Here is an 18,569-nt window from a genome sequence, read left to right as displayed (position 1 = left end):
CTCCTTGTCATTAAGTGCTATGTGCACGCTGGGTATAGTCATTATTGAGTCGATACAAGCCGGCATCGAGATCGTTATCGACATACCAGAGCAAGTCCTCAGGGGACGTCAAACGATGAGGGCTAACCCACTCGCCAATGGAGTAAATGCTTTCCACGAAACGAAACGGGATCTGCATATCTCGCACATTTGCCACGCTGCCCGGCTCGAAGTGCTCAGAGATCGCGCTATAGCCCACCGGAACCGGAACTAGCCAACCCGGGTAAGGGCGCCGTATTTCCCAACGCACCTCTTCACCTTCGGAAGCGACATGGCACTGATGGTTGAGGCGCGAAAGGTCGAGCCAGGCATCCAGCGCTGTCGCGTCAACGTCTTTGGCTTGTAGAGTCCCGGTGTGCTCGGCAAGACGATCATCGCGTAATACCAGGGCGAAGCCTGGCAACCAGCGGCGTTTCAGGCGCTTGAACTGTTTTTCACGTTCACTGGAATCGTCATCCAGCGCAATCCACATGGGGCGTTGCCGGTCAGGGGAAACACGAGGGTTGGGCATTACGCTGCCACCCGCGATGCGCATTCCGGCAACGGTATCCCCCGCCTGTTGCGCGATATGCCGGCGCTGTTCGTCCGAAGCCGCGGCATCGATAGCGAATATCAGGGTGATATCCAGATGGATACGCCCTTCTTCGACAATCGCGGCCGTAGCGCCGGTTTTATCGACGGGGTTGCGCGTGAGATGAAAGGCTCGGGTATAACCGCCCTCGGTCGCTTGCGGCTCGACGTCATGACATACCACCCCAATACGATTCAGCGATACGTTGATATCCGCTGCAGCCAACTTGCGCTCCAACGCATACATCATGCCCACAAAAGCACTCATGGCCGGGAATCCCCACGTCATCGGACTCGAAATCGCATTAGCGTTTTGTACACGGAGACGCGGCAGTACCAGAAGATTATTAACCCTGCTCATCACCTTCCTCCTGCCAATCGTCGATACTTTCCAGGTCGTCCATCAAGGCTTCCATCCAACGGCGGTCGCTATCCAACAAGTGTTGCTGATTGGCATCCCGGGAAAGTTCCTTGTGCCAGTGGCGAAATTCCACATCGCCCAAGGGCAACTTTCCGCCAAGCGCCTTATTGAGCCAATTGGCGAATCGTCGCCGAACCTCGCCAGGCCAGTCGGTATTATTACGCGCTTCACGAAAGTCGCTATCATCCTGTGCGCGGCCAGGGTCAAGCCAGAAAGCTTCTTCCATCGACAGGCGACAGTTTTCGTCAGCACTCCAGCCCGGCGAGAGTTCATGCATCTGCATCGTAAACAACGCGAGCTCATCCAGGATCATCGCAGTGTAGTCATCGCGCAGATCACGGGTATGCATATCCGTTTTGGGGGCGGCTTCAAGAAAGTGCTTCAAGTCACCGACCAACGACCTCACTTCCTTTCGCCGACCAAATATCCCGGGTTCGTCTAGTACCGAATCCACCTTTAGCGGCGGACGGATATCGCGTACATTCCAGCGGGGTGGCAACGAGGCCAGCAAGTAATTATTTCCGCCCCTCTCGCTATTCAATTGCGAAATATTCTGTGGCTTTGTACCGCCCATTTTTTGTGCGGCTATATTGGGGTAATCATGAACTTCTTGTTCGCCAGCACGACCCTCGCGCTTTGCCTTGCGAGCCTCCTTGGCCATATCGCTGAAACGATCATGATTGATTGTCTGAAAGACTCGGTGCGCCAGCGAGGTCGCATAGAGCGGCGCCAGTAGGTGGAAGTCGTCATTATCGACCGCATCTTCGCCTGTCAGCCAATACACCTGCTTGGCACGGGTATGAGAAGCATGCTCACCGCGAGGCTCGGTAATGGCAAAAAAGGACTGCATCCAGACTTGTGACTGCTCAGGAGTATCGCTCAAGGCACGCGCCAGCTCAGCGTCGTCCTCAAGCACCCGCTCCAGCAATGATTTGCCGTCGTACTCGAGCTTCAGGAACTTATACACATCGAGAGCCGCGGCATTGCCCACGACATCGCCGTCGAAGTCTATTGACAACACATGACTTCCCACCGCGGAATGCTTATCAAGAGACTCAGGGGGTGCATATAGGTTAGAGCCCTTGGCATCCGGATGAATGGGTTTTAGGGAATGGGTCACGACTTGCAGCTGACTGACACGCCGAGCGGCATCATCAAGCCAGGTATCACGCTGAAACTGTTCAACTAGTTCTTGGTACTTGGGATCATCGGGGGCTAATTTTTCCGCTTTGGTATCGAAACGTTCCTTTATGAATCGATCGATGACCTCACGTATCCCTGCTGCTTGTTGTGTCATTGCCATAGATCACCTTAATCGGCACACTCATTGAATGAATAACATTTTACTGTTCACATTACCTTGCTTTATTTTCCACTTCACTCACCTTCTGTTCACAAACCCCAGCACAGGGTGATAACGCCACCCACGCGTATTCTCGGGTGCGCTGACGATGCCAAACGTCCGCGCAGCTCTATCAAGCGGGATCTCCAGATCCTCGGCGAGGTCGGCAAGCGCCGTCAGATAGTCGTCGTCTCCCCAGGGCTGAATCCTGTCGCCTTGCTCTGTCGCCAGGTCGATTCGCGTCAACAGGCTCTCTTCCACTTCCACATAGAGCGTTTCGCCATGCTTGGTGCCGTCCTCAACCCGGTGCAGCGTCCAGGTTTCACCGCCCTCGTCGGGCAACAGGGCCAAGGCCACATCCGTCTGTGTTTGCTGACGGAATGGCTGACGCTGGGTGAGCACGCCGGTCAAATGCATGCGCGGCACGACATACCAGCTATAAGCCCCTAGCGGTGGTAGTGACGGCGCCTTGCCTAACCGGCGCTCTTTTTTGGTCAACGGTGGGGCGGATTGTTCGATCATCTGCGTTGTCAGACGTTGATGCTCCAGATCCACCAGGCTGTCACGCGGCTGCAAGGCCTCATGCGCCAGCACACGCGGCCGAGCATCGATGACCTGATAGTCTTCCGGCGCAAGCAATGCTTTCAGCGAATGGCTATTGAGTCGCCAGGATTCGTCCGTCTCGAACCCCGGGCGCTGGAAGGCGAGGTGCCCGGGGTCTTCCAGATGTTTGAGGTTGGACTCCAGGAGTTGGACATTCGTCGTGTCGCAGCGCTTGTCGCGATGACGCCATACCCGCCCGGCCAGCTGAATGATCGAACGCATGGAAGAGGGCTCGACAATGGCCCAATCGTAATCGTGGTCCCGCCCAACCTCAGTGACCGGGCTGCCAAGCACGATAAACAAATGATCTTCTTCCTCACTGTCATCGAGTAAACGCCGAATATCGGCCTGCTCGAACACTCTGTCCGGCTCAGCACGTTGCAACGTCTGGTCCAGGCGTCGTTCGATCGCCGAGCGCATAACGAGCGGATGTCGGGAGTGATAGACACAAAGATGAATCCGCTGGCTATCGAGGGCGCCCAACTGGAACAGTTCAGTGGCGACATCCACCAGAGGGTCGATATTGGCCATGCGTATCAGGCCAAAGCTCACGCGTTTGCCCGTTATCGGGTCGCAAGAATGGTGACGCTCGTGCAGCTGGCCAGCTTGGTCACGTAGCAATCCGGCCAGGCCAGCGCGAATCTCTTCCGGTCGTTTTCCCAGAGACGGCATGGGGATGAGCTCCCCTCGCCGCCGCACAGGGCTATCGGCCAAGCGCTTGAGTCGACGCTCAGCAAAAGCGGCATGCGCGGCGCTGAATGCATCACCATCGGCACTGTCGTGATGCTGGCGATCATTCTCATCGAACCATGCGCAGCAGATATCGACTGGCAAGCCAAGCTCGCCGCGATGGCGCTGGTAGGCTTCGCGCCCACTGCGGTAGGCATCGTACAAGCCTCGCACCAGAGCGGGAGGCAAGGTGGCCGATGACAGCAACACGCGCGAGCCCAGCAGCCCCGCCCAATGGACCAAGCGTGTTAGCGCGGGCAGATCGTTGATATCGAAGTCGTCGATTTCATCAAGCACCAGGTCGCTGCTCATCAGGCGCAACATGGGGACAATCTGCTGGCCCCCTCGCGTGCTTTCGGTCGCCGGCACCAAGTGATCCACTGTGCATACCAGAATGGGGGCAGCAACCAGTGAGCGTGTTCCCGGCTCATCTCCCAGACGTTTAAGCAGCGGGTGACCCTCGAAATTGCCCTCGAACACGACGTGGGCATCCTCATCGATCAGTCCCTGACGAGAGGCGGAACCGCTGGCCTCGGCTTCACGTTCGTAGTGATCGAAAAGCGCTTTGTTGGCACTGCCACCGACCCTCACCGCGAGTTCGTCTTCTCCCAGGTTGAGGCGTTCACGCAAGGCTTGACCGGTTTGCAAGGTGAGCGTGCGGAGTCCCAGCGCGATACAAAAGCGTGCACCCTGCTCCGGGTCGGCCAGCGCATACAGGATACGTCCGTTGGCCAGCGTCTTACCGCAGCCCGTGGAGGCCATATTGACTCCGAAAAAGCCTTGGCGCTGGCTGCGTTCACGCAGCGATTGGGCAAGATCGAACGCCTTGTCCTGCCAGCGAAAATGCACATGGTTACTACGTTTGCGAAAGCCTTTATGTCGAGCCAGGCGAGGCAGGTGACTATCAACACTGGGGAGCGCTCGCGCCACCACTGCCGCATGTTTCTCGACACCCAGAATGTGCTCATCCAGCAATTGATTCGGTTGCCCCGTCTTGCGCACGGTATTGGCTACCAGCGGATACTGAGGCTCACCGGGCACACGGTGCATAGGGTCTTCGAGGCTCGAATAGTGATGATCGGCAAGCATCAAGCACAAGCGGGAAAGGTGCATGACATAAGGACTATCGAGCCAGCAGGTGTCGCCGAAAAGACGTGTCAAAAGGCGCTTCGCTTGCTTGGCCGCCCGCTCCTGCCAACGCCGTGTCTCCACCGGCAAGCCATGCTTGAATTGCCAATAGGGCGTGATGCGTGCCGACTCTTGCGTCGAGGGAATTTCATTCCACTGCGCGTCGATGAGTCCTAGCAGATCATCCAACTGCTCCATTTGTAGCGTGACATTGCGGCTCCCCCAGCGGGTCGCCGTGTCCGAAGTGTCATCGGGAGGTTTGAGAGGTAAACGATGGTGGCTAATGACCAACCAGCCAAGCGCAGCCGCTAACGGCGGCAATCGGCGGAATACTGCGGAGGGGTTGGCATCGAGCCCGTCGCGCTCCAACTTCTTTAGCCAGTCTTGCGTTTGATAGTGGCCTTTGGCGAGCCGCGTTAACCAGGTTACGTCATCGTCATCACCGACGAAGGCCTGGAAAAGACGCAGCGACACCCACTCATGGCGGTACAAGTTGCGCCCTTCCAACTTGCCTTGCAGGCGTTGCTGGAAGGCTACGGACGCTTTCCCCAAGTCGTGCAACAGTGCCGCCATGGACGCCAGCAGCCGTATATCCTCGCCACTATGCCAGTCGTTTTCGTCTTCACGACGAAGGATATCCCGCGACGTCGTATTGGTGGGCACCGCTCCTTGCAGGTTGAAGCGCTTGGCATCGCCTACCACCCACACCAGTTCACTGTGGTCGTGACCACGAATCCAGTGACACGCCACGGCGGTATTTTTGCGGGCCGTCTTGCGCAGCAACTTGCGTAACGTTTCGAGTCCCTCGAGCGTAATCGGGGTCTGCCAGGTGCGTTCACCACGACGCTCAGCGAACTGATCCAGAATACGCCGGGTTTCCTTGAGGGCATTCTTGTGACATTGAGAGACCAACAGCACATTCATGCGTCCGGCCCTCCGAGGTCGAGGGCCACGGCTTTTAGCGTATCGATCATGAAATCGAGAGACTCGGTACGCGTTAACCGCTCGATACAGGCCTGGCGGAACTCTTGCTCCTCGTCGCCCCGCATGGCTGACAAAAATGCTTGCGGGAGAATGATGGCATCCTTGACCAGGTCAGCGACATCGAAGACCAGACCACCCCGGCGGGTCTTGCCATGCAGCACCGCCAAGCCGTGGGGAATCCCCAATACCCATGTCGCGGTTGCCGCTAACCCATAGGCCAGGTAATTGCCATGGTCGAGAAACCGATTGGCGGGGTCGGTTCCACTGCCACGTTTGGCACGCGTGAATTCGCCGTAACCCACCGCTTGCGTCGCCACTTTGAAGAGCGTCTTGGTCAAACGCGCTTCGAGGGTCAGCAATTCGACCGTATCGGCGGCATTGCCAATCGCGCTTCTATGCTGTGCCAGTACATCACCCAGGTGCTGTGCGGATATTTCAAAGCCCGCTTCCTTGAGAGGTCGACTTTTCCATAGCGTCTCGATACGCGATAACCGCGCCATCTGGAAGGTGCGGGCGGCCTCTAGACGCTTTTCGTCGTCAAACCAGAAGCGCACCCAGTACTGCAGATATTCAGTCGGGCGATATTCGCTCTGCGGTGTTAACCAGGCAACATCGACATCCACTTCGTTGGCTGCGAAAAGTGGCGTTCCGCCACCTCCGCAGAAACCGACCAGCACCCCTGCCTTGGCCAGCTCGCGCATCGCGGCCTGGGTAATCGAGGTTCCCGTGCCCAGTAATAATGAAGTGGTATTGGCAATGGGAATGTTCCAGTAACGCGACTCCTTGCCCTCGTCGGTCACATACTCGACACGGCCACCATTCACCAACACGCGACAATGCTGGAGGTAGTACAGGTTTGCACGCTTCGAGTGCAGAATCGTTTTGAGATCCGATGGAGAAAGATCATCCATGCTGTTGCCCTTACTGCCCTGTCGTCTCCCCCATCCAAGCACGCGCTCCCTATCCCCGCCACCCATGGACATCCATCCACGATACTCTTCAACCCGGCTACACTTCGGGGCATGATCGTCGGGTTGAACATGGCAACCAAGGATGGAGGCCGTCATGAGTGCGCACACGCCCCTTGCCTGGGACACCCTGGCACGCTATCGGCTGATCGAGATTCTGGCGCTGTGGGAAGGCCGGGTCGTGGCCGGTCAGATCGGTGAGGCGTTCGGTATCGGACGCCAGCAGGCGCAGAAGGTGCTGCGTCGCTACCGGGAGCTGGCCCCGGAGAATCTGGGGTACGACGATACGCGCCACGGTTTCCTGCCGAGCCCCGATTTCCTGCCTCGCTTCACCCAGGGCCGGGTCGATGAGTATCTACACCTGCTGAATGCTCACGACACCCTGGGGTCGCCCTTCGCCGGGCTCGGCGTGGGGGCGGCGAACACCGAGTCGTTGCCGATGCCGAGCCGGACGATATCCCCGAATGTAGTGCGTGAGGTGGTCAAGGCGGCCCGGGAGGGACGCCGGCTGGAGGTGACGTATGCGTCCTTCTCGAGTCCGGAGGGCGAGGATCGTATTCTCGTGCCGCACACCCTGGTGTTCGCCGCCGGGCGCTGGCATGTCAGGGCCTACTGCGAGAAACACCGCAATTATCGGGATTTCGTGCTCAGCCGCTTTCGCGGCGTGCCGGAGGATGCAGGCCCCATGCTCGGTGAGCATGGGGTCGAGCACGATGAGCGCTGGCAGACCCGCGTGGCGGTACGCCTGATTCCCGACCGACGCCTGCCTCAGGCCGAGCGTGATCTGCTGGCACTGGATTACGGCATGCAAGATGGCGAGCTGGAGCTGCACTGCCGTGGCCCCCTGGCGCGCTACGCCCTGCGCGAGCTGGGCATCAACCCGCACCATGCGGAGGCCAACCCCCGCGCTCAGCAGATCGAGATCGCCAACCGCGAGTCCCTGGCCTCCTGGATCCTCTGGTCCTGACCCCTGGCCCCGTGCCGGGCCAGGGTTAAAAGGTGTAGACCACGCCGGCCGTCACCATGTCCAGGTCACCGATCTCGTCGGTATCGAGGCGCTCGAGTTCCAGACGCCCGGTCAACCCAAGCAGGCCGAACCGCGCGCCCACGCCGTAGACGGGGTCGGTACCGGAGAGATCGCCGCCGACGCCATGGCCGCGCCGTTCGGCATCCCAGTCGGCCATGCCGGCCTTGGCATAGAGGCCCAGCGGCCCGAGGCTCCAGCCCAGTACGCCGGTGGCCTGGACACTATCGACATCGAGACTGGCCGACTGACCGTTCGCCTGGCCATCGAGGGTACCGGCGTTGACGTAGGCAAGCTCCGCGCCCACATCGAGGAAGGGCAGCCAGCCAACGTTGTAGCCGCCCACCAGCTTCCAGTGCTCGGCTTCGTCGTCGAAATTGCCGTCGCCATGGGTCTGGCCGACGCCGCCCCCGAGGTAGAGGCCGGTATCGCCGGTGGCAAAGGCATTGGGGGCCGCCAGGGCCAGCAGGCCGGCCACGCCCAGGGCGCCGAGCGTCGGCAATGCGCGTTCGAGAGACATCGCGTCATCCTTGCAGCAAGAGTGAGTGCACAGTTTACCAGTCAGCCCCGCCGACGGGGGCTATGGAAAACGCCGCCGGCCCCTGAAGGGACCGGCGGCGTATCGGCGAGAGCCTGAGTCTGATCAGGCCGGTGGCTGCTCGGGGCTGTCCGGCATGTTGATATGGCCGGGCTCCAACCGGTTGAGGTGCAGGAACTGCATGTGCCGTTCGTACTGATCGAGCACATCCTCGATGACCTGCTCCTGGCTGTACCCCATCAGATCGTATCCCTGGCTACCTTCCATCAGGTAGACCTCGACCCGGTAGTAGCGCTTGTCGGCCTGGGGCGTATGCATGGCGAAGCCTGGCGTGGGGAAGCCCTGACTCCACACCTGATAGGTGAAGTTCTGCTCGTCCTGCAGGTCGACGTTCAGGGACATGTAGTCATAGCCGTTCTGCACGCCCTGATTGACCTCCACCTCGACACCCTGCTCGCCCAGGGAGTCACGCACGGCCTCCAGCGCCGGCAGGCAGGTGTCATCCATGAACCGCTTGGCCTGCTTCTCGTTGGGGAAGCTCATGGATCGCTTGAGGCGGTGCTGCCAATTATCGCGTCGGCCACGTTCGCCGCCGGTGCGGCCCGAGAGTTGGCCCGACAGGCTGAGCAGACGGCTGTCCTCCTTGAAGGCCTCCATCTTCAGTGCCTTGTGCAACCCGGCGATCATGAAGAACAGCACGATCGAGAAGGGCAGGCCGGTAATGACCACGGCGCTCTGCAGGGCGCCCAGCCCCCCGGCGAGCAGCAGGGAGAGCGTCAACACCCCGATCACCATGGACCAGAGGATGCGCATCCAGATCGGCGCATCGGAATTGACGTTCTTCAGGATCGAGGTGAAGTTCGACAGCACCAGGGCACCGGAATCCCCCGAGGTGACGAAGAACACGATGGCCAGGATGCTGACCGCCATGGTGGTGACAATGGGGGCCGGATACTCCTCGAGGAACAGATAGATCCCCGCCGGCGGATTGGCCATGATGCTCTCGCCGAAGTCGGTGGCGCCGTGCATGGCCATGTCGATGGCACTGTTACCCAGCAGGGACATCCACAGGATCATGAAGATGATCGGCAGTGTCAGCGTGCCCAGCACAAAGGTACGGATGGTGCGCCCCCGCGAGATACGCGCCAGGAAGAGGCCGACGAAGGGCCCCCAGGCAATCCACCAGGCCCAGAAGAACAGCGTCCAGGCGTTGAGCCAGTCGGCGGGAGGATCGAAGGCATAGGTGTTGAACGACATGCTGACAAAACCGGAGAGGTAATCGCCGATGTTCATCACCAACGCATTGAGCAGGAAGATGGTCTTGCCGGCGAACAGCACGAACAACAGCAGCAACACGGCCAGCAGAATGTTGAACTCGGAGAGCCGTCGAATGCCGCGCTCCACCCCCGTGACCGCCGAAATGGTGGCGAACAGCACGATGCCCAGCACCAGCACGACCTGGGTCCAGGTGCTTTCGGGGATGCCGAACATGTAATCCAGCCCGAAGTTGAGCTGAATGACGCCGATCCCCAGGCTGGCGGCGATACCGAATACCGTGCCGAGTACGGCCGCCGTGTCGACGGCATGGCCGATGAACCCGTAGATACGCTGTCCGAAGATCGGATACAGGGCACTACGAATGGTCAGCGGCAGGTTATGGCGATAGCTGAAGAACGCCAGCGACATGCCTACCAGAGTATAGATGCCCCAGCCGGACAGGCCCCAGTGCAGGAAGGTCAACTGCATGGCGTGGCGTGCCGCGGCAACCTGTCCGTCGGGGGCTTCCGGCGCGTTGTAGAACTGGGTCACCGGCTCGGCCAGGGCGAAGAAGATGACCCCGATGCCGATACCCGCCGAAAACAGCATGGCGGACCAGGAGAACAGATTGAAGTCGGGTCGCGAGTGCTCAGGGCCGAGGCGAATCTTGCCGTAGCGGGAAAAGCCCAGATAAATCACGAAGCCCAGATAGATCACGACGGTCAGGAAGTAGTACCAGCCGAAGGTCCGGGATATCCAGCCCAGTATGGCGCCGATCACGCCATTGGCCTGCTCGGTGGCCAGCATCGTCCACAGGGAAAAGACGACGATACCGACAACGGAGCTGTAGAAGACGACCGGGTTGAGACGATCGCGCTCCTCGACCTCCTTGTGCGTATCCGTGGTCATGGAATGAACTCGTTTGGTGGAAAGAAGGGTAGTGGCATGCGGGTAATGATAGCCGCATAGCCAGACTCTACCCGGCCAAGGGCGCTGCATCGCAACAATTCTTCCCGATGATGTCAACGCAACGCCCTCGGCACACACTGCGGCTGCGGGCATCGGCTGCTCGTCAGGCCCGGCGTCTTTCAACCTCGAACACCTTTTGCCTCGACAGGGCAACAGATCCGTTTGGCCTCGCCTGTTATGTTATGTTATAACCTTTGCGCCTTACCGGAGGTTCATCACCATGGCGCATCGCACCCACCGCCACCGCCCCGAGGGGCCATGTCACTTTTCCCTGATGTCGCTGTCCGCGACGCGACGCCTGTTGCTCGCCGCGGCACCGCTGGTCCTGTTATGGCTGGCGGTGGCCTGGGCACTCGGAGGGGCGGGCTGATGGCGCGCCTGCAGCTTCATGACCTGCAGCTGGCCCGAGGCGGACAGACCGTCCTCGAGCATCTGGACGGCCGCTTTCAGGATGGGGCGATCACCGCCCTGATCGGCGCCAATGGCGCCGGCAAGAGCACCCTGATCTCGGCGCTCATGGGGATGCTGCCGCCGGTGGCCGGCCGTGTGGCATGCAGCGTCTCGCGGGAACGTTGCGCCTGGCTGCCCCAGCAGCTCGCCCTGGACCTGACCTTCCCGATGAGCGTCGAGGAACTGATCATGACCGGCACCTGGCCGAGTCATGGTGCCCTGAAGGGATACTGCGCCGCGCATTATCGCCGGGGACGGGAGATCATGGCGCGGCTGGGCATCTCTCACCTGGCTCACCGTCAACTGGGCGAGCTCTCCGGCGGCCAGCGCCAGCGCGCCCTGATCGGCCGCACCCTGATGCAGGAGGCCGAACTGCTGCTGCTCGACGAGCCCTTCGCCAACGTCGACGGCGAGACCGTCGAGGTGCTGATGGAGGTCCTGCGCGACATGGCCGCCGCCGGTGCCACCATCCTGGTGGTGCTGCACGACATGGAACAGTTGTCGCGCCTGGCCGACGACGTGCTGCTGCTGGCCGGCGGCCATGGCCGCTGGGTCGGCCCCGAGGCCCTGCTCGACCATCACACGGGCCAGCCCGCTCGCGCGCCTCGCCTGCCCATCGACTTTTCGGATCTTCCTCATGCTGGCACTGCTTGACGCCTGGCTGATCGCCCCCTTCGAGTACGGTTTCATGAGCCGCGCCGTGGTTGCCGGCCTGGCCCTGTCGCTGGCCGCCCCGCCCCTGGGGGTCTTTCTGATGCTGCGCGGCATGAGCCTGATCGGCGACGCCATGTCCCACGCTATCCTGCCCGGCATCGCCCTGGGTTTTCTGTTCGCCGGTTTCTCGCTGCCGATCATGAGCCTGGGCGGCATCCTGTCGGGCATCCTGGTGGCGATACTGGCCGGCAGCGTCTCGCAGATGACCGGCCATCGCGAGGATTCGGCCATGGCCAGCTTCTTCCTGATCTCGCTGGCCGCCGGCGTCATGATGGTCTCGCTGGGCGGCAGCAGCGTGGACCTGACCCATGTGCTGTTCGGCTCGATACTGGCCGTGGATACCACCGCCCTGCTGTTGATCGCCGGCATCGCCTCGCTGATCGTGCTGGCCCTGGCGGTGCTTTTCCGCGCCCTGGTGGTCGAGTGTCTCGATCCATTGTTCCTGCGCGGGCAGGGCGTGCGCGGCGGCCTGGTGCATGGGGTCTTCCTGGGCCTGGTGGTGCTCAACCTGACCGCCGGCTTCCAGACCCTGGGCACCCTGATGGCGGTGGGTCTGATGATGCTGCCGGCCACCACCGCACGCTTCTGGAGCCAACGACTGGAAGGCCTGATCGCCATTGCCATCGTCATCGCCCTGGTCGCCAATCTGGGTGGCCTGCTGCTGTCGTACCACTTCAGCCTGCCCTCCGGCCCGGCGATCATCCTGCTGGCCGGCCTGGCATACATCGTCTCGGCGCTGTGCGGCCGTCATCACAGCCTCTTCGCTCGTCACCGGCGCCGCGCCGCGCCGCTGGGTTCACCCACTCCTCACTGACTCTCCGGGAGATCCTCCGATGTCATCCATCACTTCCTTGAAGCACTACAGCGTGCTGGCCGCCGGTCTCTCCGCCCTGCTGGCCATGCCCGGCGCCCTGGCCGAGGATCGCGTGCAGGTCATCGCCAGCTTCAGCATCCTCGCCGACATGGTCGAGCGGGTCGGCGGCGAACATGTCGAGGTCGACGCCCTGGTCGGCCCGGACGGCGATGCCCATGTCTATTCGCCACGTCCCATCGACGCGCGCAACCTGGCCGAGGCCGACCTGGTCGTGTTCAACGGTATGCACTTCGAAGGCTGGATGGAGCGCCTGCTCGGCGCTGGCGACTACGAGGGGCCAACGGTGGTCGCTACCGAAGGCATCGCGGATCAGGACGGCGCGGCTGCAGGCGACGACCATGGTGAGCACGACCACGCTGACCATGAACACGCCAGCCATGATCATGACGAGCACGACCATGCCAAGCATGATCACGGCGGAGACGACCCGCACGCCTGGCTGGACCCGCGCCTCGGCAAGACGTATGTGACCAACATCCGCGACGGCCTGATCGCCGCCGACCCGGCCCATGAGGCCGACTATCGCGAGCGCGCCCAGGGCTACCTCGCCGATCTCGACGCCCTGGATGCCGAGATCCGCGAACAGATGGCGGCACTGCCCGAGTCCACCAGCGTCATCACCGGCCACGACTCCTTCGGCTACTTCTCCCGCGCCTACGGCGTCAGCTTCCTGTCGCCGGCCGGACTGTCCACCGAGGCCGGCCCCAGCGCGGCTCGCATGGCCGAACTGATCGAGGTGATCCGTGCCAACGATGTCCGTGCGCTGTTCCACGAGAACATGACCAGCTCGGCGCTCATCGACCAGTTGGCCGAGGAAACCCGCCGCCCGGTGGCCGGCACCCTCTACTCCGGCGCCCTGGCTCCCGAGGGCGAAGCCAGCACCTATATCGGCATGATGCGTCACAATGCCCGCGTGCTGCACGACGCCCTGGCAGGGGGCGACTCCGAGACGCAGCACGATCACGAGCACTGACCACCGAGGGGCTCATGAACCAGCTGGATGCCATGACGGCCTTCGTACGAGTCGCCGAACTGGGCAGTTACACCCGGGCGGCCGAAGCACTCGACTTGTCGCGCACTCGAGTGTCGCGACTGATCATGGAACTGGAAGAGCATCTACAGGCGCGCCTGCTGCAACGTACCACGCGGCGCCTGCACCTGACCGAGGCCGGTGAACGCTATCTCGCCCGAGCCCAGAGCATCCTGCAGGCACTGGAGGATGCCCGGACCGACGTTAGTGCCGACGTCACCGAAATGCATGGGCACCTGCGCCTCAATGGGCCGATGAGTTTCGGTATTCGTCACCTGTCGCCATTGGTGGCTGACTTCATGGTCCAGCACCCCGAATTGCGAGTACGCCTGGACCTCAATGATCGTCGCGTCGATTTGCTGGAGGAAGGCTACGATCTGGCCATTCGTATTGGCAATCTGCCCGACTCCACCCTGGTGGCTCGCCGCCTGACCCGTTGCCGGATGGTGCTATGCGCTTCTCCCGATTACCTGGCGACCCATGGCGAACCACGTCGCCCGGAGGAGCTCGCCGGGCATCGCTGCCTGCGCTATCTGGGCGCCTTCAGCAGCGATTGGCAATGGGATGGACAGCGCCGTGACACGTCGGGGCCACTGGAAAGCAATAATGGGGATGTTCTCACCCCGGCCGCGGAGGCCGGGCTCGGCATCGTCCACCAGCCCAGTTTCCTGGTGGCCGACAGTATCCGCAGCGGCCGCCTGGTGCCGCTTTGCACCGACATGCCCCCCCAGGTACTGGGTGTGCACGGTATCTATCCGGCCAGACGCCACCTTCCTGCCAAGGTAACGCGCTTCCTGGATTTCCTCGCCGACGCCTGGGGCGACCCGCCGGCATGGGAGCATGACCTCGAATTGTCGCCTATAACGCAACAGTGATGTGTAAAAATCACTGATTATCCCAACAATGTCCCGGTATAGAGTGTGGCCATCGACCAACACACGCTCTATCGGAGGACATCATGCAAGCCTACGCCATTACGCTGTTACGCCTCTCCCTCGGCACTCTCGCCCTGGCCCATGGCCTGCTCAAGGTCTTCGTCTTTACCGTGCCCGGCACCGTCGGTTACTTCGAGTCGCTGGGCCTGCCAGGATTGCTCGCCTACCCGACCATTCTCGCGGAAGTGGGCGGTGGCCTGGCTCTGATCCTCGGCATATATACCCGCTGGATCAGCCTCGCACTGGTCCCGCTTCTGCTCGGCGCCACCTGGGTTCACGCGGGCAATGGATGGCTATTCTCCAATGAAGGCGGGGGCTGGGAGTTCCCGGTCTTCTGGATGCTGGCTCTGCTCGTGCAGGCAGGTCTCGGTGGAGGACGCCTGGTCCTGAACCAGCGCATCGCCTGAACCCGAATTCCATGAAGGTCACGCGTCATGACGCCTGGCCAGGAGGTACTCACCATGCTACCCAGCCTCTTCATTTCCCACGGCTCACCGATGCTGGCCCTGACCCGCACACCGGCTCACGATTTTCTGCGCCAGCTGGGCCGGACCCTTCGCCCTGCCGCGGTGGTGGTCATCTCGGCTCACTGGGCCAGCCGACAACTGATGGTCAGCACCAGCGAGCGCCCCGAGACCATTCACGACTTCGGCGGCTTCCCCCGCGAACTCTTCGAGTGCCAGTATCCAGCGCCGGGCGAGCCCGAGCTGGCCAACCGACTGGCCCGCGAGCTCGATGCCATGCCGGTGGAGCGCGGCCTGGACCACGGTGCCTGGGTGCCGCTGTCACTGATGTACCCGGCAGCCGATGTCCCGGTGGTATCGCTGTCACTGCCCACGGGCTGGTCCAATGCCGAACTGGCCACGCTCGGCGAACGACTCGCCGTGCTGCGCGAGGAGAACATCCTGGTGGTCGGCTCGGGCAGCCTGACCCACGACCTGCGCTCCATTGACGCCATCGAGGCACCGGTACCCGATTGGGTCAGCACCTTCGCCGACTGGGTGCACGAGCGTCTGATCAGCGACGACCGCGACGCCCTGCTCGACTGGCAGAAAGCGCCACAGGCGCTCGCCAACCACCCCACCCCGGAACATTTCCAGCCATTGCTGGTGGCCATGGGGGCCGGCGGGCGCGCCGAGCGACGACACCACAGCGTGGAACACGGCGTGCTGACCATGGATCTCTACGCCTTCACTTGATCCTCACCACGCCCAGACACCGAATCAGCACACGATGACAGAGGCCGCCCCAAGGGAGCGGCCCATGGGCAAGCCGGCGCCAGGTGTCGGCGATATCCGGCAGAGTGCTAGACTTCTCATGAGTCATTCTTTTCCGGAGCATTCTCGTGCGCCTTAGCCACCAGCAACGTCATCGTATCCTCGACATTGCCAGACATCTGGTGGGTAGTGACGTGGATATTCGACTCTTTGGTTCCCGCCTCGATGAGACTCGGCGAGGTGGCGACCTGGACCTGCTGCTGGTTTCCAGCACGCCCATCCCGCTTCTGGCACGTGCCGAACTGAAGCAGGCCCTGGAGGCCAGCCTGCAACTCCCTGTGGATATTCTGACTTATACACAAGGGGATGAGCCGACGCCCTTTCAAGCCATCACCCTGTACCAGGCCCGATCGATCAAGCTCGAGGATGCCGCATGAGCCAGGATATTCTCGATAGGCAACAACACCATCTGGCACAGCTCCTGGAAGCCATTCAGCGTTGTGCCTGGTTCCTGCACCAATCCGAGGCCCGGGTAGCCTGGCCCCTCGAAGCCGCATGGCTCGAAGCACACAAGAAGGATATTGATCTCTTCGAGACACTCGCCGCCATCAACGAGCGATTCGCCAAATTACAGGATTCCCTGGCCTCCGCCATGCGACATAGCGCTCTTCTTGTGGGATAGCCAAGTGATAACTTCTTAAAAGTACTCGCCTTTTTCGAAAAACAAGGGGTCATCGACTCCACGGCCGACTGGCAACGCTGTCACGCCATCCGCAACATGGCCGCGCATGAGTATGCCACCAACTACTCAGAGATTGCCGAGCATTTCAACTTGCTGCATGAGCTATCCCATATACTCTTTCATACAGCCCGACGTCTCCTTGCCTTGAGCATCGATTGGCTCCAGATATCTCCCTCCAGCCAGGATTTCTCGGAAGAGTTCGAGCGCATCTTCGATTGATCGCCCAGACACCGAATCAACACACACCGAATCAGCACACGATGACAGAGGCCGCCCCAAGGGGGCGGCCTCTACGCTTTGTGTCGGGGGCTTGTCTCGTAGCTCGTAGCTCGTAGCTCGTAGCTCGACACTGGCGACGCTAGTCGCCCTTGTCGGCCATCCGCGCGGCCTCGACCACTTCGATCCAGTAGCCGTCCACGTCCTTGACGAAGACCACATCCGGCATCTTGCCCTGGGCGGCACGCTTGATGAACTCGACCTCATTGGCATCGAACCAGGCCTCGGCGGCGTCCAGGTCCGGCACCGAGAAGCAGATGTGCCCGAAACCCTGGGGCTCGGCGTTGCCGTCGTGATAGGCGAAGTCCGCCTTTTCCTCGGTCCCCCAGTTGTGGGTCAGCTCCAGCAGCCCCTTCTGGCTGAAGGTCCAGACGCTGCGTTGCGCCTTGTCCTCCGGCACCTCATCGCCTTTTTCGAGCTTGGCCAGGAAGTACAGAGAAAACTGCATCTCTTCGAAATCCAGCCTGCGCAGTACCCGCATGCCGAAGACACGCGAATAGAAGTCCAGCGCCGTCTGCGGATCCTTGATCCGCAACATGGTGTGATTCAGGCGGAAGCCATCGGTCTCGGCGGCCGGTGCCTTCACGCCGGGATACTGCTCACCCTCAAAGCTCATGGCCCTCTCCTTTTCGCGTCGTGTGGGGTAGTGCTGCCTGAATGGGGGCGAAGCACCGGAATTTCCACCCCGCCGGCGGGATGGCGACGACCCCGGCGGGATTCTACATTGAGAGACGACACCACCACGCGAAGGGGGCTCATCATGGCCGCCACCGACCTTTCTCCAGGTGATCGCATCACCTACAAGCAGCTCTCCCACGCCCTGGCCCACGGGTTCTCGCCCATCGTCGAGGTCGAGTCCCAGGATGGCATCTACACGGTGCGCTTCCATCATGCCAACGGCGTATCCACCCTGACCGACAAGGCCGGGCATACCTGCACCTACCTGGGTACCGGCGAGCTCCGCGAGCGCCTCGGTGAACTGGGGCTGACCCACGGTGTACTGACCTGGGATGACCAGTGCGGCGACGAGATGATCGGCGTTCCGGGACACGCCATCACGCCCGAGGAACGCTTGACCCATGGCACGCGCATCGCCTTTCGCTGATGCTCGCCAGCGTCGACATCAGCGCCTAGGCTATGCGAGGGAGACGGAACCTCACAGCCATGGAGCCCCGCGCATGCCATCACACGCCATCCGCCACCTTGCGATCTTCTTGCCGAGATGGCTGCTGGCAGTGCTGTGGCTCTCGTGGCTGGCGGGTTGCGCCGGCCCCGACCTGGCCACCCGCGATGGCGGCAACCTCTCCATGAACCGCGCCATGATCCTCGCCGAGGCGCGTCAGGCGCTCGGCACGCCCTACCGCTTCGGCGGCGATACCCCGAGCGGGCTGGACTGTTCGGGTCTGGTACAACTTGCCTACGCCCGGGCGGGCATCAAGGTGCCACGCACCTCACGTCAACAGTTCGAGGCCCTGCCGCCGATCGACGAGGCACGCCCGGGAGACCTGCTGTTCTTCGACACCGCCGGAGGCGGCGATGCCAGCCATGTGGGGATCTACCTGGGTCATGACCAGATGATCCATGCTCCCGGCCGAGGGCGGCGCGTCACCACCACGACGCTGGGGCTGGACTACTGGCAGGAGCGGTTTCTCGGTGCCGCCGCCCCAGCCCCTTAGGGGCTACTCGAAGCTCGAAGCTCGAAGCTCGAAGCTCGAAGCTCGAAGCTCGAAGCTCGAAGCTCGAAGCTCGAAGCTCGAAG

19 protein-coding genes are annotated in these 18,569 nt (G+C 61.6%); 12 read left to right on the top strand and 7 right to left on the bottom strand.

Going from position 1 to position 18,569, the window contains the following annotated elements; genetic code table 11:
- Positions 1 to 10: 10 nt before the first annotated feature.
- The 4 genes from csy2 to cas1f all read right to left on the bottom strand — a co-directional run bounded on the left by csy2 (position 11) and on the right by cas1f (position 6,727).
- Positions 11 to 970, bottom strand: coding sequence for a type I-F CRISPR-associated protein Csy2 (csy2, locus tag LU493_RS12665; protein ID WP_275288148.1), 960 nt, complete (start codon positions 968 to 970; stop codon positions 11 to 13).
- Positions 957 to 2,327 (bottom strand): type I-F CRISPR-associated protein Csy1, encoded by a 1,371-nt coding sequence (csy1, locus tag LU493_RS12660; protein WP_275288147.1) that lies wholly within the window; start codon positions 2,325 to 2,327, stop codon positions 957 to 959. The genes csy2 and csy1 overlap by 14 nt, the downstream gene beginning before the upstream one ends.
- Positions 2,328 to 2,411: 84 nt before the next feature.
- Complete coding sequence (gene cas3f, locus LU493_RS12655) at positions 2,412 to 5,756, bottom strand: type I-F CRISPR-associated helicase Cas3f (protein ID WP_275288146.1); 3,345 nt, start codon at positions 5,754 to 5,756, stop codon at positions 2,412 to 2,414.
- The gene (cas1f, locus tag LU493_RS12650; protein ID WP_275288145.1) at positions 5,753 to 6,727 is read right to left on the bottom strand and encodes a type I-F CRISPR-associated endonuclease Cas1f; all 975 of its coding nucleotides are present in this window, start codon (positions 6,725 to 6,727) and stop codon (positions 5,753 to 5,755) included. The genes cas3f and cas1f overlap by 4 nt, the downstream gene beginning before the upstream one ends.
- A 154-nt stretch (positions 6,728 to 6,881) precedes the next feature.
- Here cas1f and LU493_RS12645 point away from each other — a divergent pair, with 154 nt between their 5' ends.
- Positions 6,882 to 7,751: a WYL domain-containing protein gene (locus tag LU493_RS12645; RefSeq protein WP_275288144.1), complete on the top strand. Its 870-nt coding sequence runs from the start codon at positions 6,882 to 6,884 to the stop codon at positions 7,749 to 7,751.
- A 25-nt stretch (positions 7,752 to 7,776) separates the two neighbouring features.
- On the opposite strand, the gene LU493_RS12640 is transcribed toward LU493_RS12645, so the two are convergent.
- Positions 7,777 to 8,328 carry a porin family protein gene (locus tag LU493_RS12640; RefSeq protein WP_275288143.1) on the bottom strand — a complete coding sequence of 184 codons (552 nt, stop codon included), beginning with the start codon at positions 8,326 to 8,328 and terminating at the stop codon, positions 7,777 to 7,779.
- 123 nt (positions 8,329 to 8,451) lie between these two features.
- Entirely contained in the window at positions 8,452 to 10,512 is a 2,061-nt protein-coding gene (gene betT, locus LU493_RS12635; RefSeq protein WP_275288142.1) for a choline BCCT transporter BetT, read from the bottom strand.
- A 280-nt stretch (positions 10,513 to 10,792) separates the two neighbouring features.
- Here betT and LU493_RS12630 point away from each other — a divergent pair, with 280 nt between their 5' ends.
- The 9 genes from LU493_RS12630 (at position 10,793) to LU493_RS12590 (ending at position 16,474) form a co-directional block, all read left to right on the top strand.
- Positions 10,793 to 10,942, top strand: coding sequence for a hypothetical protein (locus LU493_RS12630; protein ID WP_275288141.1), 150 nt, complete (start codon positions 10,793 to 10,795; stop codon positions 10,940 to 10,942).
- Complete coding sequence (locus LU493_RS12625; RefSeq protein ID WP_275288140.1) at positions 10,942 to 11,676, top strand: metal ABC transporter ATP-binding protein; 735 nt, start codon at positions 10,942 to 10,944, stop codon at positions 11,674 to 11,676. Before LU493_RS12630 ends, LU493_RS12625 begins: the two co-directional genes overlap by 1 nt.
- Entirely contained in the window at positions 11,660 to 12,550 is an 891-nt protein-coding gene (locus LU493_RS12620; RefSeq protein ID WP_275288139.1) for a metal ABC transporter permease, read from the top strand. Before LU493_RS12625 ends, LU493_RS12620 begins: the two co-directional genes overlap by 17 nt.
- A 19-nt stretch (positions 12,551 to 12,569) precedes the next feature.
- Positions 12,570 to 13,583 carry a metal ABC transporter solute-binding protein, Zn/Mn family gene (locus tag LU493_RS12615; RefSeq protein ID WP_275288138.1) on the top strand — a complete coding sequence of 338 codons (1,014 nt, stop codon included), beginning with the start codon at positions 12,570 to 12,572 and terminating at the stop codon, positions 13,581 to 13,583.
- A gap of 14 nt (positions 13,584 to 13,597) precedes the next feature.
- Positions 13,598 to 14,515 (top strand): LysR family transcriptional regulator, encoded by a 918-nt coding sequence (locus tag LU493_RS12610; RefSeq protein WP_275288137.1) that lies wholly within the window; start codon positions 13,598 to 13,600, stop codon positions 14,513 to 14,515.
- An 83-nt stretch (positions 14,516 to 14,598) separates the two neighbouring features.
- Complete coding sequence (locus LU493_RS12605; RefSeq protein ID WP_275288136.1) at positions 14,599 to 14,982, top strand: DoxX family protein; 384 nt, start codon at positions 14,599 to 14,601, stop codon at positions 14,980 to 14,982.
- A gap of 54 nt (positions 14,983 to 15,036) precedes the next feature.
- Complete coding sequence (locus LU493_RS12600; protein ID WP_275288135.1) at positions 15,037 to 15,774, top strand: DODA-type extradiol aromatic ring-opening family dioxygenase; 738 nt, start codon at positions 15,037 to 15,039, stop codon at positions 15,772 to 15,774.
- Positions 15,775 to 15,920: 146 nt separating this feature from the next.
- Positions 15,921 to 16,229, top strand: a complete 309-nt coding sequence (locus LU493_RS12595) for a nucleotidyltransferase domain-containing protein (protein ID WP_275288134.1) — start codon at positions 15,921 to 15,923, stop codon at positions 16,227 to 16,229.
- Positions 16,226 to 16,474, top strand: a complete 249-nt coding sequence (locus LU493_RS12590; protein ID WP_275288133.1) for a hypothetical protein — start codon at positions 16,226 to 16,228, stop codon at positions 16,472 to 16,474. The genes LU493_RS12595 and LU493_RS12590 overlap by 4 nt, the downstream gene beginning before the upstream one ends.
- A gap of 418 nt (positions 16,475 to 16,892) precedes the next feature.
- On the opposite strand, the gene gloA is transcribed toward LU493_RS12590, so the two are convergent.
- Positions 16,893 to 17,426 carry a lactoylglutathione lyase gene (gene gloA, locus LU493_RS12585; RefSeq protein ID WP_275288132.1) on the bottom strand — a complete coding sequence of 178 codons (534 nt, stop codon included), beginning with the start codon at positions 17,424 to 17,426 and terminating at the stop codon, positions 16,893 to 16,895.
- Positions 17,427 to 17,570: 144 nt separating this feature from the next.
- Between gloA and LU493_RS12580 the strand changes: the two genes are divergently transcribed.
- Positions 17,571 to 17,915 (top strand): hypothetical protein, encoded by a 345-nt coding sequence (locus tag LU493_RS12580; protein ID WP_275288131.1) that lies wholly within the window; start codon positions 17,571 to 17,573, stop codon positions 17,913 to 17,915.
- A 73-nt stretch (positions 17,916 to 17,988) separates the two neighbouring features.
- Positions 17,989 to 18,486 carry a C40 family peptidase gene (locus LU493_RS12575; protein ID WP_275288130.1) on the top strand — a complete coding sequence of 166 codons (498 nt, stop codon included), beginning with the start codon at positions 17,989 to 17,991 and terminating at the stop codon, positions 18,484 to 18,486.
- The last annotated feature ends 83 nt before the right edge of the window (positions 18,487 to 18,569 follow it).

The organism is Halomonas elongata, assembly GCF_029081005.1.
GTDB classification, from domain to species: domain Bacteria; phylum Pseudomonadota; class Gammaproteobacteria; order Pseudomonadales; family Halomonadaceae; genus Halomonas; species Halomonas elongata_B.
The sequence above is the reverse complement of the archived record's forward strand: the minus strand, read 5'-3'. Positions and strand labels throughout refer to the sequence as shown.